Source organism: Agrobacterium sp. El2ro-1b (assembly GCF_048298475.1).
GTDB lineage: Bacteria > Pseudomonadota > Alphaproteobacteria > Rhizobiales > Rhizobiaceae > Agrobacterium > Agrobacterium fabrum.
Map to the genome: position 1 here is coordinate 187765 of NZ_CP103459.1, position 18918 is coordinate 206682.

Consider the following 18918-nt stretch of genomic DNA (forward strand, 5'->3'; position numbering starts at 1 on the left):
CTCACCTCTCTCAGTAACGGAACAGACGTGCAGCCAGCAATCTGGCGGCAAGCGTGACGATCTTGGCGATCACGTAATAGATGACCGCAGCAAGCGCGAAGAATTCAAAGGTACGGAAAGAACGCGCATTGAGCGCCTGCGTGACGCCGGCGAGATCCGTATTCATGCCGACCGTGACACCAAGCGAGGTCATCAGGATCGCCCAGACCATCTGGTTGGTGGCCGGCAGGAAGGCGACGCGCAGCATCTGCGGCATGATGATCAGCCGGAATGTCTGCATCGAGGTCATGCCGAGCGAACGGCCCGACCGCGTCTGCGTATCCGGTATCGCTTTCAGCGCGCCACGGAAATTCTCCGCCAGATAACCCGCATTGTTAAACGCGATGCCGACAAGAAGTGCTGTATAGGGGCTGAGATGAATGCCGAAATTGCCAAGCCCGAAATGGGCCATGTAAATCTGGAACAGCGCCGGCGTGTTGCGGGCGATCTCTACCCAAACGGCGGCAAAAGCGCCGAGAATGCGGTTTCCGGAGAGCCGGAACAAAGTCAGCAGGATGGCGAAGGAAAGGCCTATCACCATCGACAGAATGGCGATCTGCAGCGTCACCACCGCACCGTCCAGAAGCTGCGGCAAAGCCTTCAGCGCCTGATTCCAGTGGAATGTATAGTTGAACATGAAGCGTCCCGCCTTTTCAGAAACGATCAACGGCGCGATCATTTTTGACCGCGCCGTTTACGAAAAGTCCTGATCAGCGATAAACGCCGTTGACGGTGAGCGAGGGAACCTCGCCGCCAACCCATTTCTTGTAGAGTTCGGCGTAACGGCCGGTGCGAACCTGCTGGTTGATGAAGAGGTTCAGGTAGTTGATGAAGCCATATTCATCGCGGTTGGTGAACAGCGACACGTAGTCGATATCATAAGGCGCCTTGCCGACGACGGAGACGCCTGCGAACTTGCCGCTCTTGACGGTCGACTGCGCAACGGTGGAGGTGGAGACCGTGGCGTCGATCTGACCCTGGCTAAGCGCGAGGAACACGTCAGCCTGGGTCTGGTAAGGACGGAATTCACCCACGCCCCATTCTTTGACCGTCTTCTCGAGAGCGATCGCTTCGAAGGTGCCGGCGGTTGCGCCAACCGTCTTGCCCTTCATGTCTTCGAAGGACTTGACGCCGGACTTGTCGTTGGCGGTGACAGCCATTTCGAAGGCAAAATAAGGCACGGTCATTCCGACGGTCTTGGCGCGCTCCAGCGTGTCGGAGGTCGACGCAACGCCGACATCGACGCGGCCGGACATCAGCGCTGGAATACGCTCGGGGAACGGGGTCTCGACAATTTCAGCCGTGACGCCAAGCACCTTGGCCAGATCGTTGCAATAATCGACATCGAAGCCAACAGGGTTGTTGGCGTCATCACGCGCACCCATCGGCGGGAAATCCAGCACGACCGCGCAACGCAGCGTGCCGGACGAAATGATGTCGTCAAGTTTGTCGGCCTTGGCCGGCGTAATAGAGAAAGTGGCGGCCAGGAGGCCGGCGACGATGACCGATTTTTTCATTGTTGATTGCTCCCATCAATTGGTCTGCCGTTGAAGGCGCGATCACTATTTCCCCATGGCAGCGATAAATCAATATAAAAATACAAGGAGTATACAAAAAGAATTTTTTGCATGTGCAGACGAATGAGATTGGTCGAGCGGCCTGAATGGAAAAAGCTGCGTAAGAACAATGTCGGTGCCTATAGATACATCCACCTTTCCGGCTTGACGCCGATTTGCACCTGCTGACGTCACAACGTGAAAAGACAGATTGCATTACCCTCTTCTTTGTATACTTTATGTATTCAAAATGTGCGAGCCAGTATCGGAGGACTATGATGAGCGACACGAACACCTTGACCATTGAGGCACTTTTCCAGCGGGTCGAGTCGATTTTTTTGAGGGCGGGACTGAATGCCGTCCAGTCGGGAGCGCTGGCACGCGTCATCACTGCCGGCGAACGCGACGCCTGCAAATCGCATGGCATTTATCGCATTGAAGGCGCACTTCGCACCGTCAAGGCGGCCAAGGTGAAGCCCGATGCGATACCGGAAGTGGCGGAAGACGACGGCACGGCCATTGTGAAGGTCAATGCCAAGGGCGGTTTCGCCAACCCCGCCTTCGAGCTTGGCCTGCCGGTTCTGGCCGAGCGCGCGAAACGCCTGGGCGTCGCGGCACTCGTCATCAATGACTGCACGCATTTTTCCGCGCTTTGGCCCGAGGTCGAAGGTTTAACCTCGAACGGACTGGCCGGGCTGGTGATGTGCCCAAGTTACTCCACCGTCGCACCGACAGGCGGAACCAAGCCGCTGCTCGGCACCAACCCCTTTGCCTTCGGCTGGCCGCGCAAGGACGCGTCGCCCTACGTCTTTGATTTCGCGACATCCGTCGCGGCCCGCGGCGAGATAGAACTGCACCGGCGCGCCGGAAAATCCTTGCCGGAAGGATGGGCGGTGGATGCTGCGGGCAACCCGACCACCGACCCGGAGGCAGCGCTTGCCGGTGCCATGCTTCCTTTTGGCGGCCACAAGGGATCAGCGATCGGCACCATGATCGAACTGCTCGCCGGCATCATGATCGGCGATCTTACCAGCCCTGAAGTGCTCGATTATCTCGGCACCACAACGCTTGCGCCTTTCCATGGCGAATTGATCGTTGCATTCTCCCCGGAAGCCTTCGCCAAGGGGCGTCCGGGTGATCCCTTCCAGCGCGCCGAAGTGCTGTTCGATGCCATTATCGGCCAAGGCGCCCGCCTGCCCTCCGGCCGCCGCTTTGCCGCACGGGCAAAATCCGAGAGCGAAGGCATTACTCTCACGGCCGCTGAAATGGCCGGGCTCGATCGGTTGCTGGAGAAGGGACTGGACGCGGTCTCCTGACCGCGTTGAGGATCGGAAATGAAAAAGGCCCGCAAATGCGGGCCTTTTATTTTATTACTGTAATGACTCAGGCAGCTTTGCAGGCCTGAACCGCACCCGGAAGCTTGCTCCAATCGGCATACCAGCTGTTGAACAGCTTGAACTGCGCCTCGACATAACCGCGCTGGCTGTCCGTCAGGGCATCGGTTTCGTTGAAGTGCAGCGTGTATTCCTTGTCGCCCTGCAGCACCATCATGTGCTTGAAATAGAGAACCAGATCCGGGCCTTCATCGAAGGAGGAGAGCACGGCAAGCGCCTGCTCCAGTTCCAGCGCGCGGGCGCGGGCATCTGCGTCACCCTTGGCGGCAGCCTGCGACAGCTTGCAGAGATGAATGACTTCCTTCGGCAGGACATTGCCAATCCCGGTGATGGCGCCGGTCGCACCGCAATTGACGAAACCGTGAACGACTGCGGTATCGACGCCGATCATCAGGGTCACGTCGTCATCGCGGCTGGTGATGTTTTCAGCGGCATAACGCATATCGGCCGGGCCGCCGAATTCCTTGAAGCCGACGAGGTTCTTGTGTTCGGCGCGCAGCGCGAAGAAGAGATCGGCGCGGGTCGCGAAACCGTAATAGGGGCTGTTGTAGATGACAGCCGGAATTTCAGGAGCGGCAGAGAGAATGGCCTTGAAGTGGGCCTTCTGGGCGGCGATGACCGAACCGCGCGACAGAACGCGCGGAATGACCATCAGGCCCTTGGCGCCAACCTTCTGGGCATGGGCAGCGTGCGCCACGGCAGATGCCGTGTTGACCGCGCCAGTGCCGACGATAACAGGAATGCCGGCCTTGACCAGGCGCTCCACGCCTTCCATGCGCTGCTCGTCCGTCAGGAGCGGCCAGTCACCCATCGAACCGCAATAAACGACGGCGGACATGCCGTCGGCGATCAGTTCCTTGCCCTTGCGGACAAGCGCATCGAAATCAGGGGTGCGGTCTTGTCTGCACGGGGTCATCAAAGCGGGGATTACGCCGGAAAAAATGCTGGCCGTCATTATGAGCTCCTAAGGTATATGGTTCTCAGGAATGGACGCAGCTCCGCGCCACCCTTTCGACAAGGACATTACTATCTTGTATTTTATTTGTCGACAAGAAATCGACAAGCTACAGACTTATTTCAAGACGCTCGTTTCGCACCAGCAATTTCTGCACCTGGCGCACGATCTGTTCGGCATGTTCGCGCGCCAGTTTTTCAGAAAGAGCGATATCCCGCGCGGCAATGGCCGCGATCATCGCCTCATGATCATCGACGAAACGCCGCGGCAGGCGATCCTCGTAGGACTGGTAATAAAGCCGCAGAATACGGCGCCCCTCGTCCAGCAGGCGCTTGAACAGGCTGGTGAAATAGGGGTTGCGGCCGGCCTCGGCGATGGCAAGGTGAAGGGCAGCGTTGGTGGAGATCATCGCCAGCGCATTCTGCTCTTCCACCGCAACGGCAAATTCCGCATTGTGCGCCCGGATGCCGGCCAGATCTTCCGGACGGTGATATTGTGCGGCGAGCTGCGTGGTGACCCGGTACATCAGTACCAGCGCATCGAAATAGGTGTGCATGTTGAGGAAATCGATATTCGACACCATGGTCGAGCGGTTCGGCAGCGTATCGATCAACCCCTCACCCGACAGCCTGACCAGGGCCTCGCGGATCGGCGTGCGCGACATCTTGAACCGTTCGGCAAGCTGCACCTCATCGATGGGGCTGCCGGGCGGCAGAACCAGATCGAGAATTTCGTCGCGCAGCAGATCATAGACCATCTTCACGCCGGAGCCGCGCTTGCGCTCGGCAGAAGCAATTATATCCGTCATCACCAAATCCCTCTTGTCGACATAAAGAGTACTATTATATTTTTTCGTTATCAACGCCGCGCGGTCGCTTCGCTTTCTCGAATGGCGGAATAATTGTTCAAAAACAACCAAAAAGCCGTCGCGGAAATTACCCGCGGCGGCTTTTAATCGTTCGGTTTGTGGCGTGAGCGCAGGGAGGTTCGATTTATCCCAAGAAAGAGGAGTGAGCCGCTTGTTTCTGCTCCCCGGCGGGGAGAAGAAATGCGTCGAACCGTCGTGCTGCCCGATAGTTCCGTGACGCTGCGGGGTGCGTCCTTAGTTGCGCAGGCCGGTGGCCACGACGGAAATCTTGAAAGCACCGTCAAGCGTGGGGTCAAAGGAAGCGCCCATCACCACGTCGGTCTCTTCGCTCACCGCTTCGCGCACCAGCGTCATCGCTTCATCGATTTCATAAAGCGTCAGATCGTTGCCGCCCGAGATGGCCACCAGCGCACCCCGCGCCTCCTTCAGCGAAGGTTCACCAAGCAGCGGATTGGCGATGGCTGCAGCCGCCGCTTCCGAGGCGCGTTTCGGACCCTTGGCCTGCGCCGTGCCCATAAGCGCGCGTCCGCCATTCTTCATGACATAACGCACATCGGCAAAATCGAGATTGACGAGACCTTCGCGCAGGATGAGATCGGTGATGCAGCGCACGCCAAGCGACAGAACCTTGTCGGCGGTCTTCAGCGCATTTTCGAAGGTGGTGCCGGCGTCGGCGATACGCAGCAGGTTCTGGTTGGGAATAACGATGACGGTATCGGCGGTGTTGAGCAGGTTGGCGAAGCCATATTCGGCCGCCCGCATGCGCCGTGCGCCCTCGAAGCTGAACGGAAGCGTGACGACGCCAACGGTGAGGATATTCTTCGCGCGGCAGGCCTCGGCGATGACGGGAGCAGCACCCGTGCCCGTGCCACCGCCCATGCCGGCGGTGATGAAACACATGTCGTAACCGCTTAAGTGATCCATGATCTCATCAAGCGAATCGATCGCCGCCTGACGGCCGACCTCGGGATCGGCGCCCGCGCCGAGCCCCCCGGTCAGTTCGGAACTCAATTGCACGAGCCGCGGCGCATTGGTTTTCTTCAGCGCCTGCGCATCCGTGTTGGCAGCGATGAAATCCACCCCGCTAATGCCCTCGGCAATCATGTTGTTGATCGCATTGCCGCCACCGCCACCGACGCCGACGACGGCGATATTGGGCGTGTTGCGGGCAATGGTGGCGCGCGGAGACTGGGTCATCGTCTTAATCTCTTTCTAAACTCATAGGGTCCGGCGCCGTTTTGACCGCGGCACGCGAATGATCGGCAAGGTCCCGGCGCCTCTGCCCCGACAGGAGAAGAAGGCCGTATCGCTTTGAATTTTCATGCCAGCCTATTGCGCCAAAATGGCGAAGGACTGGCGCTCCAGGGGGCGAAAGATGCTCCACGGTGACGTTCTCCGACCCCTTACCCGGATGAAAACCGAACCGAATCAACTGCTTCGCTATAGAATGGTGATAGCCGAAAAGGCACGCCGTTTACACTCCATTCACTATGTTTATCTCACTTTGGAACGAGTTACGGCCCAAGGTGTTTGCTAGCCAACAGCGCTCTGGGGCGCCTAGAACGGAGACAGGCATATGTTGGCAGACGTCTTGCAAAAAGAAACGGGTTACAGCACGCAGCAGCCGCGTGTCCTGATCGTTGAAGACGAGTTTCTGATCGCCATGGATATCGAAGATTCTATCATGCAGGCGGAAGAAGAGGCCAACGTCATCGGTATCGCCAACCGGCTGGATCAGGCCGTGGCGCTTGGCAGCCGTGCCGATATCGCCTTCGTCGACGTCAATCTTGCCGATGGACAGACCGGACCGGAGATCGGAAGGCGGCTTTCGGAAGATCATGGCGTCGTGGTGATCTTCATGACGGCAAACCCTGAAGTCGTCGTCAATCTCGGTATCGGCGCCGGCGTGATCGCCAAGCCAGTACCGCAGGACGCCGTCGAACAATGCCTCTCCTACGCGCTCGCCAAACGCGCCGGCACCCACGCCGTAACGCCGATCGGCATGATGGCTTTCGACTGAGCGATTTCCTGAAAACGAAAGAAAATACCCCAAAACAAAAAAGCCTGCCGCGGGAGGAGGTGCGGCAGGCTTTCTGAAAAGATGAACAGCGATATGGGAGGAGGAAAACCGCTGTCCCCGGGGCAATCCTTTGGGAGGAGGAATAGGATCACCCGCATTACCGAAAGGATGTGGGAGGAGGTACATCCGTTTCGATGATTGGAAGATAGCATTTTTCTGCGCATTTCACAGGCACAAGGTTGCAGTACAGATATGCGCTATATGCATGGCGATTTTCCCGCTCGAAAATACGGCGCGCCATTCGCCGAAGATTGCATCATCCTGATCGCGGGAGGAGCCAAGTCCTTTGCCTGTGTCAGGACAAAACCGCGCGCGTCATGAACCGCATCGCCAAGCCGGAGAGCCATGGAACAAAGGGCTCCAAAAACAAAAACGCCCGCGAAGCGGGCGTTGAAGTATTCATAAGTGGCGATATCGCCTGTATTACTTGCCGACGGCGGCGCGGGCAACGCTGGTGATCTGGCTGCGATCAATACCGAGATCGTGCAGTTCACGGGTGCTCATGCGGCCCAGCTCGTTGATGGTCTGACGATACTTGCGCCAATTGTTGAAGCTGCGTGTTACGTTCATGACATGACCCTTTCTGAGGTTTAGGTGACGTCAGCAACGTTTTCGTTCCGGCGTCGTTTGATGCCCTCTATATGCGCCTTATCATGCCCAATGAACAGGCAGAATAAGGCAATCCACCCATGCGCTGTATGCAAGGGTTCCAATTTAGCTTCTCCAGGGAAATGATTGGCGGCTGAAAATTCGGCCACATGGAGGGCGTGACTACACGCCCCGCGCCTTAAAACTTGTAGCGCATGCCGAAGACATTGGCGTTGGTCGCGCCCTTCATATTGCCCAATGTCTTGCCGCCGCCGGAGCGGTGGTGAAGGCGCCAGAAGAATTCCGTCGAGGAATCCTCGCTGAAGGAGACGTTGATCTCAGGCCCGAGGTAAAACAGGACGTTGGCATTGCCATCATCCTTGATTTCCTGTTCGCGCTCGCGGCCCGGCTGTGCATCCGTGACGAGGCTGAGACCGGCGGTAAAGCTCGGCGTGATAAACAGCCGCTCGCCGAGCCTGATCTGCTCATAGCGCGCGACCGGGCCGGCCCAGACCTCACCGGTGAACCCCTTGCCGAACCTTGCGGCAATGCCGATTTCGCCGCCCAGTTTCACATTGCCGAGACTATAGGGATAAAACTGGTAACCGCCGCCCAGAATGGCATTCTTTTCGTATTCCACGGGAATGAGGGCAGCGCTTTTCAGCATGTCTTCTTTCGTCAGCACACCGCCGAAACCGAATATCGCCTCGCTCGTCTCCGAAGTCATGTCCTCCGATGCGAAAGATGGTGTCGCGGCCAGTGCGATCATGGCCGCCAGCGACAGACGTGCTGCGATATTCATTTGCTACTCCTGAACAAAGCCCTCTTTTACCCAGCCGTCTCATAGGCATATTCCCCGAAGGCGAACATACCGTTACCGAACACAATTAATTCAACTCGTCCGGAAGTGCTGGAAGACGGACTCTTTTCCGCTGCTCAGCGCAGGAACCGCCGGAAGCGGCGAAGCGCAAAAATGAAGAGCGCCGAGCCGATGGCGAGCAGCGCCAGCAGTTGCGGCCACACCACATCCAGCCCCGCCCCCCTGAAAAGCACTGATTGCGCCAGAATGACGAAATGCGTGTTGGGCGCGAGTAGCATGATGTACTGGATGATATCAGGCATGCTTTCGCGCGGCGTCATGGCGCCGGACAGCACCTGCAACGGCAGCAGGAACAGGATCAGCAACATCCCGAATTGCGGCATGGAGCCGGCTACCGTCGCCAGAAAAATGCCCATCGACGTCATGGCAAAGAGCTGCAACGCCGTTCCAAGCAGGAAAAGGGAAAGCGAGCCTTCGATGGGGATGGCGAGCAACCCCTTAACGACAACGAAAAGGGAAAATGCCGAGGCCACCAGCACGACAAGACCCATGGACCAGACCTTGCTGAGCATGATTTCCAGCGGCGTGACCGGCATGACCAGCAGATGCTCGACCGTGCCATGTTCACGCTCACGAATGAGCGCCGCCCCCGTCAGCACGATCGATAGCATGGTGATGGCGGTGATGATATTGTTGATCGAGCCGAACCAGGATTTGTCCAGTTCCGGGTTGAAGCGGGAACGCAGCGTCAGGTCGACTGGCACCGTCGTCGCGCCGCGATAGCGGTTGATATATTCCTGAACTTCGCTGGTTACGATGCTTTGCACATAACCGCCGCCGCTAAAAGCCTGGCTCATGCGGGTGGCGTCGATATTGAGCTGAATGGCGGGTTGCTGTCCGGCCATTAGCCGGCGCTGGAAATCCGGCAGGATATTAAGCGCGAAAGTATCGAGCCCGGCATCCATGCGCTTGTCCATTTCTGCAATGGAAATCTGCTTGGGCGGCGCGAAATAGGGCGGATAAAACGCCGTGCTGATGCGGCCGGAAAGCGGCGACTGATCCTCATCGACAATGGCGATGGCAGCATTGTTCAGCGTCTCCGGCAGCGCGCTGGAGCCGGTATAGATTTGCAGCGTGAAGGCGTAGACGATCAGCAGCAACAACATACCGTCACGGGCCAGACCGCGCAGTTCCTTGATGCCGAGCTGGAAGATGTTGGACGAAAACAATCTCATGACGCCTGTTTCCTCAAAAGAGCAGCACCGGCGATGAGCAGCAGCGGAACGGCGATGAGAAGCGGCAGGAAGGAACCCGAAAGACCGGCGAAATCCAGTCCCTTGGAAAAGGTGCCGCGTGAAATCGTCATGAAATAGGTGGCGGGATAGATATTGCCGATAAACGCCCCCGCCCCCTGTAGCGACGAAACGGGATCGATCATGCCCGAATATTGTGTCGCCGGGATGAGCGTTAGCAAGGCCGTGCCGAAGATCGCCGCGATCTGGCTCTTCATGAAGGAAGACATAACGAGACCGATGGATGTGGCGATGATGACGAAGAGCAAAGCGCCCGTCGCGTAAGCAAGAAAACTGCCGGTAAACGGCACCCGGAAGATGAAGATCGCAAATGCCGTCAACAGCAGGAAATTGAGCATGCCGAGCGCCACATAGGGAAGCTGCTTGCCGATCAGGAATTCCAGCCGCGTGGTCGGCGTCACGTAAAGATTGACGATCGAGCCAAGCTCCTTTTCCCGGACAACGCTGAGTGCCGAAAGCATGGCCGGTATGAGCATCAGCAGCAGCGGAATGACCGCCGGCACCATGGCGACGAGGCTCTTGACGTCGGGATTGTAACGATAGCGCGTTTCGATGCTGAAACTGCTTTGCGTCGCTGCATTGCCGTAAATTTCGCTCGCCTTGCGCGCCAGCCATGTCTGGTGCATGCCCTGCACGTAACCGCGCACGGTTTCTGCCCGCTGCGGCATGGCGCCATCGATCCAGGCGCCCACCTCCACCGTCTTGCCGCGCAAGACATCGCGGCCGAAACCGGGTGGAATTTCGATGGCTAGGCTGAGCTCCCCGTCACGCATACGCCGGTCCATATCGGCATAGTCGCGGATCGGCTCTTTCTCGATGAAATAACGGGAGCCGGCTATGTCGAGCACGTAATCGCGGCTGATGGTGGAATCGTCACGGTCCAGCACCGCGAAGGTCAAATCCTCGACATCGAGATTGATGCCGTAACCGATCACGAACATCAGGATGACGCTTCCAAGAACCGCCAGAGTGCCACGAATGGGATCGCGCTGCAGTTCCAGCGCCTCGCGGCGGGTATAGCTGAACATGCGCCGGACATCGAAAAACCGTCTGCGGGCAGGTGCAACATGCTGCGTCGGGACCACCGCCGCCGCCGGAGCGGGCGCAATTGGCGGTTCCGCCTTTTTGACACCCGAGGCGTCCTCGAGATAGGCGACGAAAGCCTCTTCCAGCGTTGCGGCATTGCGGCTCTTGGTAATCGCGTCAGGCGTATCGCTGATCAGCACCTTGCCGGCATGCATCAGCGAAATCCGGTCGCAGCGCTCCGCCTCATTCATGAAATGGGTGGAGATGAAGATGGTGACATTGTCGTTGCGGGAGAGATCGGCGAGGATTTGCCAGAAGCCGTCCCGCGCCACCGGGTCGACACCGGAGGTCGGCTCATCGAGAATGAGAATGTCGGGCGAATGGATCATCGCCACGGCCAGCGACAGCCTTTGGCGGATGCCGAGCGGCAGGTCGTCAGGCATGGTTTCCATGACCGCATCCAGATCGAAACGCTCGGCCATCTCGGCGATACGCGGCTGAATGGTTTCTTCCGGCAGCTTGAACAGCCGTGCGTGCAGATCGAGGTTCTGTCGTACCGTCAGTTCGGAATAGAGCGAGAATGCCTGGCTCATGTAACCGACGCGGTGGCGGATTGCCATGTCACTGGCATCCACCTTGTGGCCGAAGAGCTTCGCCTCGCCTTCGCTGGCGGCCAGAAGCCCGGTCAGCATCTTCATGGTGGTGGATTTTCCGCAACCATTCGAGCCGAGAAAGCCGAAAATCTCGCCGCGCGGAATTTTGAAGCTGACATTATCGACAGCGGTGAAATCACCGAAGCGCATGCTGAGATGTGACGCCTCGATGGCATAGTCACCATCATCCGTCACCCTGCGTGGCGCGATATGCACCTCGTGGTAATCCTTGCGCTTTTCTTCCGGAAGAAGCGCAATAAACGCGGCATCGAGATTGGCGGTCGAGGTGCGCTCGAGAAGTTCGCCGGGGGAGCCGGTGGCAAGGATCTTGCCGCCATCCATGGCGACAAGCCAGTCGAAGCCGGCAGCCTCTTCCATATAGGCCGTCGCGACAATCACACTCATGCCCGGACGTCCGGCACGGATCGTATCGATCAACTCCCAGAACTGCCGACGCGACAGCGGGTCGACGCCGGTGGTCGGTTCATCGAGAATGAGCAGGTCTGGATCGTGGATCAGCGCACAGCAGAGACCAAGTTTCTGTTTCATGCCGCCGGAAAGCTTCATTGCCGGGCGGTCGGCAAAAGGCTCCAGACCGGTACTCTTGAGCAATTCGGCAATACGCGCCTGCCGCTCCTTGCTGCCCTGCCCGAACAGCCTGCCAAAGAAATCGATATTCTCGAAGACGGACAGGGTCGGATAGAGGTTTTTGCCGAGGCCCTGCGGCATATAGGCAATGCGCGGGCAAGTATCCTCGCGGTGGCGCGGATCGGACATATCGCCGCCCAGAACCTCCACTTTTCCCTTTTGTATGGCACGTGCACCGGAGATGAGCGATAGCAGACTGGACTTGCCGACACCATCAGGCCCGATCAGCCCGATCATCCGGCCGGCGGGAATTTCGACCGATATATCGGCAAGCGCAACCGTGCTGCCAAACGCCAGCCGGACATCCGTCAACCGTGCTACCGGCGCGCCGGGATTTTCAGCATTCGTCGCGGAGGTCGTGACCATCGCGGCCACCCTCACTTCACAAGATTGCGTTCGAGGTTTTCCGGCCACGTGGCCTGCGGATCAAGCCGGACATAGGCCATGCCGGGAAGACCGGTTTTGACATATTGAATATATTTCTGCAGCAGCTCCTGCGGAATTTGCGCCCGCACCCGGAACGTCAGCTTCTGGCGCTCCTCCTCGGTTTCAACCGTCTTTGGCGTGAATTGCGCCACATCGGCGACGAAGGAGACTTTGGCGGGAATGGTATATTGCGGCGCGGCGTCGAGGATCAGGCGCACATCCGAGCCCATGGATGTGCGGCCAGCCTCGGCCGTGGGCAGGAAAAACGTCATATAGACATCGCCGAGATCGACGAGGTTGAGAACCCGCCCGCCGGCGGAGAGCACTTCGCCGGGCTGGGCGATACGATATTGCACCCGGCCGTCGCGGGGTGATTTCAGCGTGGCATCGGCAATATCCGTCTCGATGCTCTCAATATCGGCCTGCGCCGCATCAACAGCCGCTTCCGCGTCAACGATCTGAGCCTTGGCGGCACTGATTGCCGCATCAGAGGCGGCAAGCGAGGCCTGCGCCGAGGCAAGAGTGGCGCGGGCGGACTGCTCTGCCGCCTCGCTGTCATCGACGATCTGCTGCGACACGGCGTTGCCGGTCAGCAGCTGTTTCGAACGTGTATTGGTCTTCGAGGCGGAATCGAGTTGGGCTTTGCGCTGCTCCACCACCGCAAGCGCCGAGGTCTTTTCCGCCTCCCGCTGGGCAACAAGGCTATGGGCGGTATCGATTGCGATCTTTGCACGGCGAAGCTGCGCTTCCGCCTGACGCTTTTTGGCCTCCAGCTGGGCGGTATCCATCTGCGCAAGCACTTGCCCGGCCTTCACGAAATCGCCTTCGCGCACCATGATATCTTGAAGGCGGCCGGCGGTTTTGGTGGAGATATCGATCTCGACCGCCTCGATCCGACCGTTACTGGCCACGAAACCGGAGGGCAGACCCTCTGCCGTCAACTTTGACCAGGCGAAATAGCCAACACCGGCAAGAACCACAACCGCCAGACCAATGAGCAAGCCTTTTTTAGACATCCGTCTTCCCCATGAACCCTCAGGTTTCAACCGTAATACGATGAAACCGAAGAAGCCAGCCACCTTTACGTTTAGAATTTGCGCCCGACATTTCTCCTGTTTGGGGAGTAGGCCGGGTCATGGGCTGTTTAAGCGTCGCGGTGGCTCTTGGCCTTGACACAAGTCAAATGCGCTGGATTTCGGGGCGAAAACCGGAAAGGCCGCAGGTGAAACCCACGGCCTTTTGTCTGTCCTAGCGCACCTGAGCTTAAACCGCCCGCGCCCGCTTCACCTCCGCCTGCGTCCATTCCGGCAACCAGTCGCGATGAGCCACCAGAAGGTCGTCCACCAGCGACCATATCTGGTCGAGGTCCAGCTCCGCCGCCGTATGCGGGTCCATCATCGCCGCGTGGAAGATGTGCTCGCGGTTTTCGCTCATCAGCGCCCGCACCGTCAGTTCCTGCACATTGATGTTGGTGCGCATCAGGGCGGTGAGTTGCGGCGGCAATTCGCCGATAAAGGTGGGCTGCACGCCGTTATGGTCGACAAGGCAGGGCACTTCTGCCGCGCAATCCGATGGCAGCGAGGTGATGCAGCCGTTGTTGCGCTGATTGCCATAGATGACGGAGGGTTCGCCGGTCCAGACGGAGTTCATGATGGAGGAGGCATATTCCTTGGATTGCTTGACCTCGATCTTCTCGGCCGAACGATAGGCCGCCGCCTGCCCCTTCCAGCGCTCGATCTGCTCGATGCAGCGCTTCGGATATTCATCGAGCGGGATGCCGAATTTCTCGATCAGGTCTACGCGTCCCTCCTTGATGAAATAGGGCGTGTATTCGGCGAAATGCTCGGAGCTTTCGGTGACGAAATAACCGAGCCGCGTCAGCATCTCGTAACGCACCTTGTTGGGGCAACGCGGGTTCCAGCCGGGTTTTGGCGCACGGCCTTCGCGGTAGCCGCGCACGAGGTCGGGATAGAGGTTCCTGTAGCTGCCATCCGGCTGGCGGTGCTCGAATTCGAGGAAAAACGCCATGTGATTGATGCCGGCCGAACGATAGCGGATTTCCTCATAGGGGATATCGAGATCATGGGCGAGTTCCATGGCCGTGCCCTGCACGGAATGGCAAAGGCCAACCTGCCGGATCGTCGGGTATTTTTCCGCAATCGCCCAGGTGTTGATCGCCATCGGGTTGACGTATTGCAGCATGATCGCATTGGGGCAGACGGCAAGGATGTCCTCGCAGATTTTCCACAGATGCGGCACGGTGCGAAGACCGCGCATGATGCCGCCAACGCCGAGCGTATCGGCAATGGTCTGGCGCAGGCCATATTTGCGCGGCACCTCGAAATCGGTGACCGTGCAGGGCTCGTAACCGCCGATCTGGAAGGCGACGACGACGAAATCGGCACCGGCAAGCGCCTTTCTCTGGTCGGTATAGGTCTCGGCTTTCGCCTTTGCCCCCAATGTCGAAATCAGCTTGTTGACGACGATGGCGCTTTCTTCCAGCCTCTCGCGGTTGATGTCCATCAGCGCGATGGTGGCGCCCGAAAGGGCCGGACGTTGCAGCACGTCCCCGATGATGTTCTTCATGAACACCGTGGAGCCTGCGCCGATAAATGTGATCTTGGGATCTCTTGCCATGTCTACCTCCGGCATTGGGAATTCAAGCGATTTCGAAGGCGGCCCGTACAAGCCGCTGAGTATATTCGGTTTTTGGGTTGGTCAGCACATCCTCGACAGGGCCTTCCTCGACGATTCTGCCGCCTTGCATGACGATGACGCGGTGGCAAAGCGCGCGGACCACCTTCAGGTCGTGCGAGATGAACAGGTAGCTCAGGCCGCGCTCGTCCTGCAGCTTGCGCAGGAGATCAATGATCTGCGCCTGAACGGAGAGATCGAGCGCCGAGGTCGGCTCATCGAGCAGAATGAATTCCGGCTCCAGCGCCACCGCACGGGCAATGGCAATGCGCTGGCGCTGGCCGCCGGAAAATTCGTGCGGGAAACGCGAGAGGATGTTGCCGGGCATGCCCGCCGCCTCCAGCGCGTCGCGCACCCGTTCCAGCCTTTCGGCTTTGGTTCTGCCGAGACGGTTGATGATGAGGCCTTCCTCAATGATCTGGCCGATGGTCATGCGGGGATTGAGCGAGGCAAAGGGATCCTGAAAGACGATCTGCATACGCGACCGCAAGGGCCGCATTTCGGCGCGAGAGCGGCCATCGACCCTCTCGCCATCAAAGACCACCTCGCCGCCCACCGGCTCGTTCAGGCGCAGCAGCGATTGCCCAAAGGTGGTCTTGCCGGAACCGGATTCACCAACGAGCCCCAGCGTCTCGTGTCGCTTGAGGGTCAAGCCGAGGCTGTCGACGGCGATCAGCTCCTTCAGTTCGGGTTTGAACAGGCCGCCATATCGCATCATGAAGGACACGCGCACGCCGCTTGCCGTCAGCAGCACGCCCGAATTTTCCGGCAGCGGTTTCGCCGTGCCACGCGGTTCGGAGGCAAGCAGCCTTTTCGTGTAGGGATGCTGGGGCGCTGCAAACAGCCGCTCCGTGGTGTTGTGCTCACGCATCTCGCCATGCTGCATGACATAGACGTAATCGGAAAACTGCTTCACGATCGTCAGGTCGTGGGTGATGAGAACCACGGCCATGCCGCGCTTCTTCTGCAGGTCGCGGATGAGGTTGAGGATCTGCGCCTGCACCGTCACATCGAGCGCCGTGGTCGGTTCGTCGGCAATCAGCACGTCCGGATCGTTGGAGAGCGCCATGGCGATCATCACGCGCTGACGCTGGCCGCCGGACAGCTGGTGCGGATATTGCTTGAGCCGCGCCTCCGGCTCCGGTATCTGCACCTGCCGAAGAAGATCGAGCGCCCTCGCCTCCGCCTCTTTCCGGCTGAGCCGCGAATGAACCCGGATCGCCTCGATGATCTGGCTGCCGATCGTATAGATCGGGTTCAACGAACTCATCGGCTCCTGAAAGATCATCGAGATGCGGTTACCGCGCAGCGCCCGGCGTTGTCGCGACGAAAACCTCAAGATGTCGTCGCCGTTGAACCGCACAGTCGCGGACTTTGAAACCGAGGCCCGCTTCGTCAAAAGCCCCATGATCGTGCGGGCCGTGACCGATTTTCCTGAACCGGATTCACCGACGATCGCAATCGTCTCCCCCCGGTAAAGCTGGAAGGAAATATCCTTCACCGCCTCCACCGTGCCGTGTTCCACCTTGAAGGTGACGGCAATATTGCGGGCATCGATGATGGCGTTATCCTGGCGGTCATCGGCATCGAAGCGGATGGCGGGGGCGTAGGCGTTGTTCTGGGCAGATACCATTTGCACGCTCCTCTCAATAGGGATCGACGGCATCGCGCAGGCCATCGCCCAGCGCGTTGAAGGCGAAAACGGTGACCAGCACGAAACCGACCGGGGCGAGAATCCAGGGATAGGAACCGATGACCGAATAGGTGGCGGTATCCTGCAGCATCAGCCCCCAGGAGATGAGCGGCGGCTTCACCGCAAAACCGAGGAAACCGAGGAAGGATTCGAGGAGCACGACGCTCGGAATATGCAGCGTCACGGCAACGATCACATGGCTCATCACATTCGGCAGAATATGCTGGAAGATGATGCGCCGGTCGGTGGCGCCGACGGCAATGGCCGCCCGCACATAATCGATACGCGCCAGCGCCAGCGTCTTGCCGCGCACCTCCCGCGACATCTGCGCCCAGCCGAGCGCGGACATGACGCCAACCACGAAAAGGAGGAAAACAGTCGTCGGGGCGGTAACCGGAATGAGCGAGGTCAGCGCGAGGTAGAGCGGCAATTGCGGGAAAGCGAGCACCACTTCCACAAAACGCTGCACCCAGGCATCCAGCGGCCCGCCGAAATAGCCTGATATCAGGCCGACACTGGTACCGATGATGGTAACGATGGCGACGACACTGAGTGCGATGGCGAGCGAGATGCGCGAGCCGTAGATGGCGCGCGACAGCACGTCGCGTCCGAACTTGTCGGTGCCCAGAAAATGCACGGGCTTACCATCCGTCGAGCCGAAGAAATGCCGGCTCATCGGGATGAGACCCAGAAGCCTGTATTCCGCGCCTTTGACGAAGAAGCCGAGATAGACGGGATTGTCGTAATCCGGCCCGACGATGGGCTGGAAGGTAACCGGGTCGAGTTCTGCGGTTTCCGCCGTTGCATAGACGCGGGGGAAAGGACTGACATTGCCGTCCTTGTCGGTGAAACGAACCACTTGCGGAGGAGAAAAGCTGGCATTGGTTTCCAGCGGGTTCATCGGCGCGAAGAAATCCGCGAAAATGGCGATCAGGATCAGCAACGCCACCAGCACCAGCCCGACCATGCCGGTAACCGAGCGCCTCAGACGCCGCCACACCAGCGCGAGATAGGACTCGTTACCCTGCGTGCCGCGTTCGGGCTTCGGTGTGACAGCGGTTTCGTTTTTCACATCGTCAAACGCCATCATCTCAGGCCCTCCCGAATTCGCGAACACGTGGGTCAAGCATGGCGAGCAGCATGTCGGCGATGATGTTGCCGACAATCAGCGTGGCGGCCAGCACCATCATGAAGGTGGCGGTGACATAGACATCCCCCACCGCCATGGAGCCTACAATGGCCGGGCCAACGGTCGGCAGCGCGAAGATAATGGCGGTTTCGATCTCGCCACTCAGCATGTAGGGGAGCACCACACCCTGATACATGACCAGCGGATGCACGGCATTCGGCACGGCATGGCGCATGATGACCGCACCTTCCGAAAGCCCTTTGGCGCGGGCCGTCTCCACATATTGCGCATTCAGCGTGTCGAGCAGATTGCCGCGCATCACCCGCATATTGTAGGCCAGCCCACCGAAGACGGCGATGGCGACCACCGGCCAGACATGGCTGACGAGATCAACGAATTTGCCCCACGACCACGGCGCGCCGCCATATTGCGGCGAGAAGAAGCTGCCGATCTCCGACACGTCGAAATGAAACACCATGAGATAGACGAGGATCAACGCCATCAGGAAGCGCGGGATCGTCATGCCAAGGAAGGCGATGGTGGAGAGCAGATTATCGACCCAGGAATATTGCCGTGTGGCCGCCCATATGCCGAAGGCGATGCCGAGAATGGACGCAAGGATGTGGCAGACCAGCGCCAGCGCAATGGTACGCGGCAGGCGTTCGCCAACCACATCGGCGACCGGCTTGTTGTAATAGAAGCTGTAGCCAAAATCGCCGCGCGTCACGATGCCGCCGATCCAGTTGAAATATTGAATGACGAGCGGTTGATCGAGGCCGTGTTCAATACGGTAGGCCTGCGCCTGCGCTTCAGCCTGTTCGAAGGACGCTCCGCCCTGGTTCATTAGCTGCGAGCGGATGTAATCGGCATAGTCACCGGGCGGGGCCTGAATGATGGCGAAGGTCACCACGCTCAGGATCAGCAGCACCGGAATGGCGGAGGCCACGCGTATCGTCAAAAATCTCAGCATCGAACGGTCTTCCTCGGTTTGGATTGGCCGTATGTCTCCGGCCGCGCTTCACGCGCGACCGGTACC

At 59.0% G+C, this 18918-nt stretch carries 16 protein-coding genes; 2 read left to right on the forward strand and 14 right to left on the reverse strand.

Going from position 1 to position 18918, the window contains the following annotated elements; translation table 11 throughout:
* Positions 1-10 precede the first annotated feature (10 nt).
* The gene (locus tag NYR50_RS15185; RefSeq protein WP_174012155.1) at positions 11-676 is read right to left on the reverse strand and encodes an amino acid ABC transporter permease; all 666 of its coding nucleotides are present in this window, start codon (positions 674-676) and stop codon (positions 11-13) included.
* 73 nt (positions 677-749) lie between these two features.
* Complete coding sequence (locus tag NYR50_RS15190) at positions 750-1556, reverse strand: transporter substrate-binding domain-containing protein (RefSeq protein ID WP_418137458.1); 807 nt, start codon at positions 1554-1556, stop codon at positions 750-752.
* A gap of 317 nt (positions 1557-1873) precedes the next feature.
* On the opposite strand from NYR50_RS15190, the gene NYR50_RS15195 reads away from it, so the two are divergent.
* On the forward strand, positions 1874-2911 hold the full coding sequence (locus tag NYR50_RS15195; RefSeq protein WP_418137459.1) for an Ldh family oxidoreductase: 1038 nt from the start codon (positions 1874-1876) through the stop codon (positions 2909-2911).
* A 67-nt stretch (positions 2912-2978) separates the two neighbouring features.
* Here the strand turns inward: NYR50_RS15195 and NYR50_RS15200 are convergent, their stop codons facing one another.
* The 3 genes from NYR50_RS15200 to ftsZ form a co-directional block, all read right to left on the reverse strand.
* A complete protein-coding gene (locus tag NYR50_RS15200) occupies positions 2979-3944 on the reverse strand; it encodes a dihydrodipicolinate synthase family protein (RefSeq protein WP_418137460.1) in 966 nt (321 codons plus the stop codon).
* Positions 3945-4053: 109 nt separating this feature from the next.
* Positions 4054-4752, reverse strand: a complete 699-nt coding sequence (locus tag NYR50_RS15205; RefSeq protein ID WP_121691942.1) for a GntR family transcriptional regulator — start codon at positions 4750-4752, stop codon at positions 4054-4056.
* 294 nt (positions 4753-5046) lie between these two features.
* Positions 5047-6009 carry a cell division protein FtsZ gene (gene ftsZ / locus NYR50_RS15210; protein ID WP_006312408.1) on the reverse strand — a complete coding sequence of 321 codons (963 nt, stop codon included), beginning with the start codon at positions 6007-6009 and terminating at the stop codon, positions 5047-5049.
* Positions 6010-6388: 379 nt separating this feature from the next.
* Between ftsZ and NYR50_RS15215 the strand changes: the two genes are divergently transcribed.
* Positions 6389-6832, forward strand: a complete 444-nt coding sequence (locus tag NYR50_RS15215) for a response regulator (protein WP_006312409.1) — start codon at positions 6389-6391, stop codon at positions 6830-6832.
* A gap of 483 nt (positions 6833-7315) precedes the next feature.
* On the opposite strand, the gene NYR50_RS15220 is transcribed toward NYR50_RS15215, so the two are convergent.
* The 9 genes from NYR50_RS15220 to NYR50_RS15260 form a co-directional block, all read right to left on the reverse strand.
* The gene (locus tag NYR50_RS15220; RefSeq protein WP_006312411.1) at positions 7316-7462 is read right to left on the reverse strand and encodes a DUF1127 domain-containing protein; all 147 of its coding nucleotides are present in this window, start codon (positions 7460-7462) and stop codon (positions 7316-7318) included.
* A 217-nt stretch (positions 7463-7679) separates the two neighbouring features.
* Positions 7680-8282: a hypothetical protein gene (locus tag NYR50_RS15225; RefSeq protein ID WP_174012149.1), complete on the reverse strand. Its 603-nt coding sequence runs from the start codon at positions 8280-8282 to the stop codon at positions 7680-7682.
* A gap of 134 nt (positions 8283-8416) precedes the next feature.
* Positions 8417-9535 carry an ABC transporter permease gene (locus NYR50_RS15230; protein WP_418137461.1) on the reverse strand — a complete coding sequence of 373 codons (1119 nt, stop codon included), beginning with the start codon at positions 9533-9535 and terminating at the stop codon, positions 8417-8419.
* Entirely contained in the window at positions 9532-12306 is a 2775-nt protein-coding gene (rbbA, locus tag NYR50_RS15235) for a ribosome-associated ATPase/putative transporter RbbA (RefSeq protein ID WP_418137462.1), read from the reverse strand. The genes NYR50_RS15230 and rbbA overlap by 4 nt, the downstream gene beginning before the upstream one ends.
* Positions 12307-12317: 11 nt before the next feature.
* Positions 12318-13382, reverse strand: a complete 1065-nt coding sequence (locus NYR50_RS15240; protein WP_174012143.1) for an HlyD family secretion protein — start codon at positions 13380-13382, stop codon at positions 12318-12320.
* Between the two features lie 247 nt (positions 13383-13629).
* On the reverse strand, positions 13630-15003 hold the full coding sequence (locus tag NYR50_RS15245; protein WP_174012141.1) for an alpha-glucosidase/alpha-galactosidase: 1374 nt from the start codon (positions 15001-15003) through the stop codon (positions 13630-13632).
* Between the two features lie 22 nt (positions 15004-15025).
* Complete coding sequence (locus NYR50_RS15250; RefSeq protein WP_174012138.1) at positions 15026-16693, reverse strand: ABC transporter ATP-binding protein; 1668 nt, start codon at positions 16691-16693, stop codon at positions 15026-15028.
* A gap of 13 nt (positions 16694-16706) precedes the next feature.
* On the reverse strand, positions 16707-17843 hold the full coding sequence (locus NYR50_RS15255; protein WP_174012136.1) for an ABC transporter permease: 1137 nt from the start codon (positions 17841-17843) through the stop codon (positions 16707-16709).
* Position 17844: 1 nt separating this feature from the next.
* Positions 17845-18852: an ABC transporter permease gene (locus NYR50_RS15260; protein WP_006312419.1), complete on the reverse strand. Its 1008-nt coding sequence runs from the start codon at positions 18850-18852 to the stop codon at positions 17845-17847.
* Positions 18853-18918 lie beyond the last annotated feature (66 nt).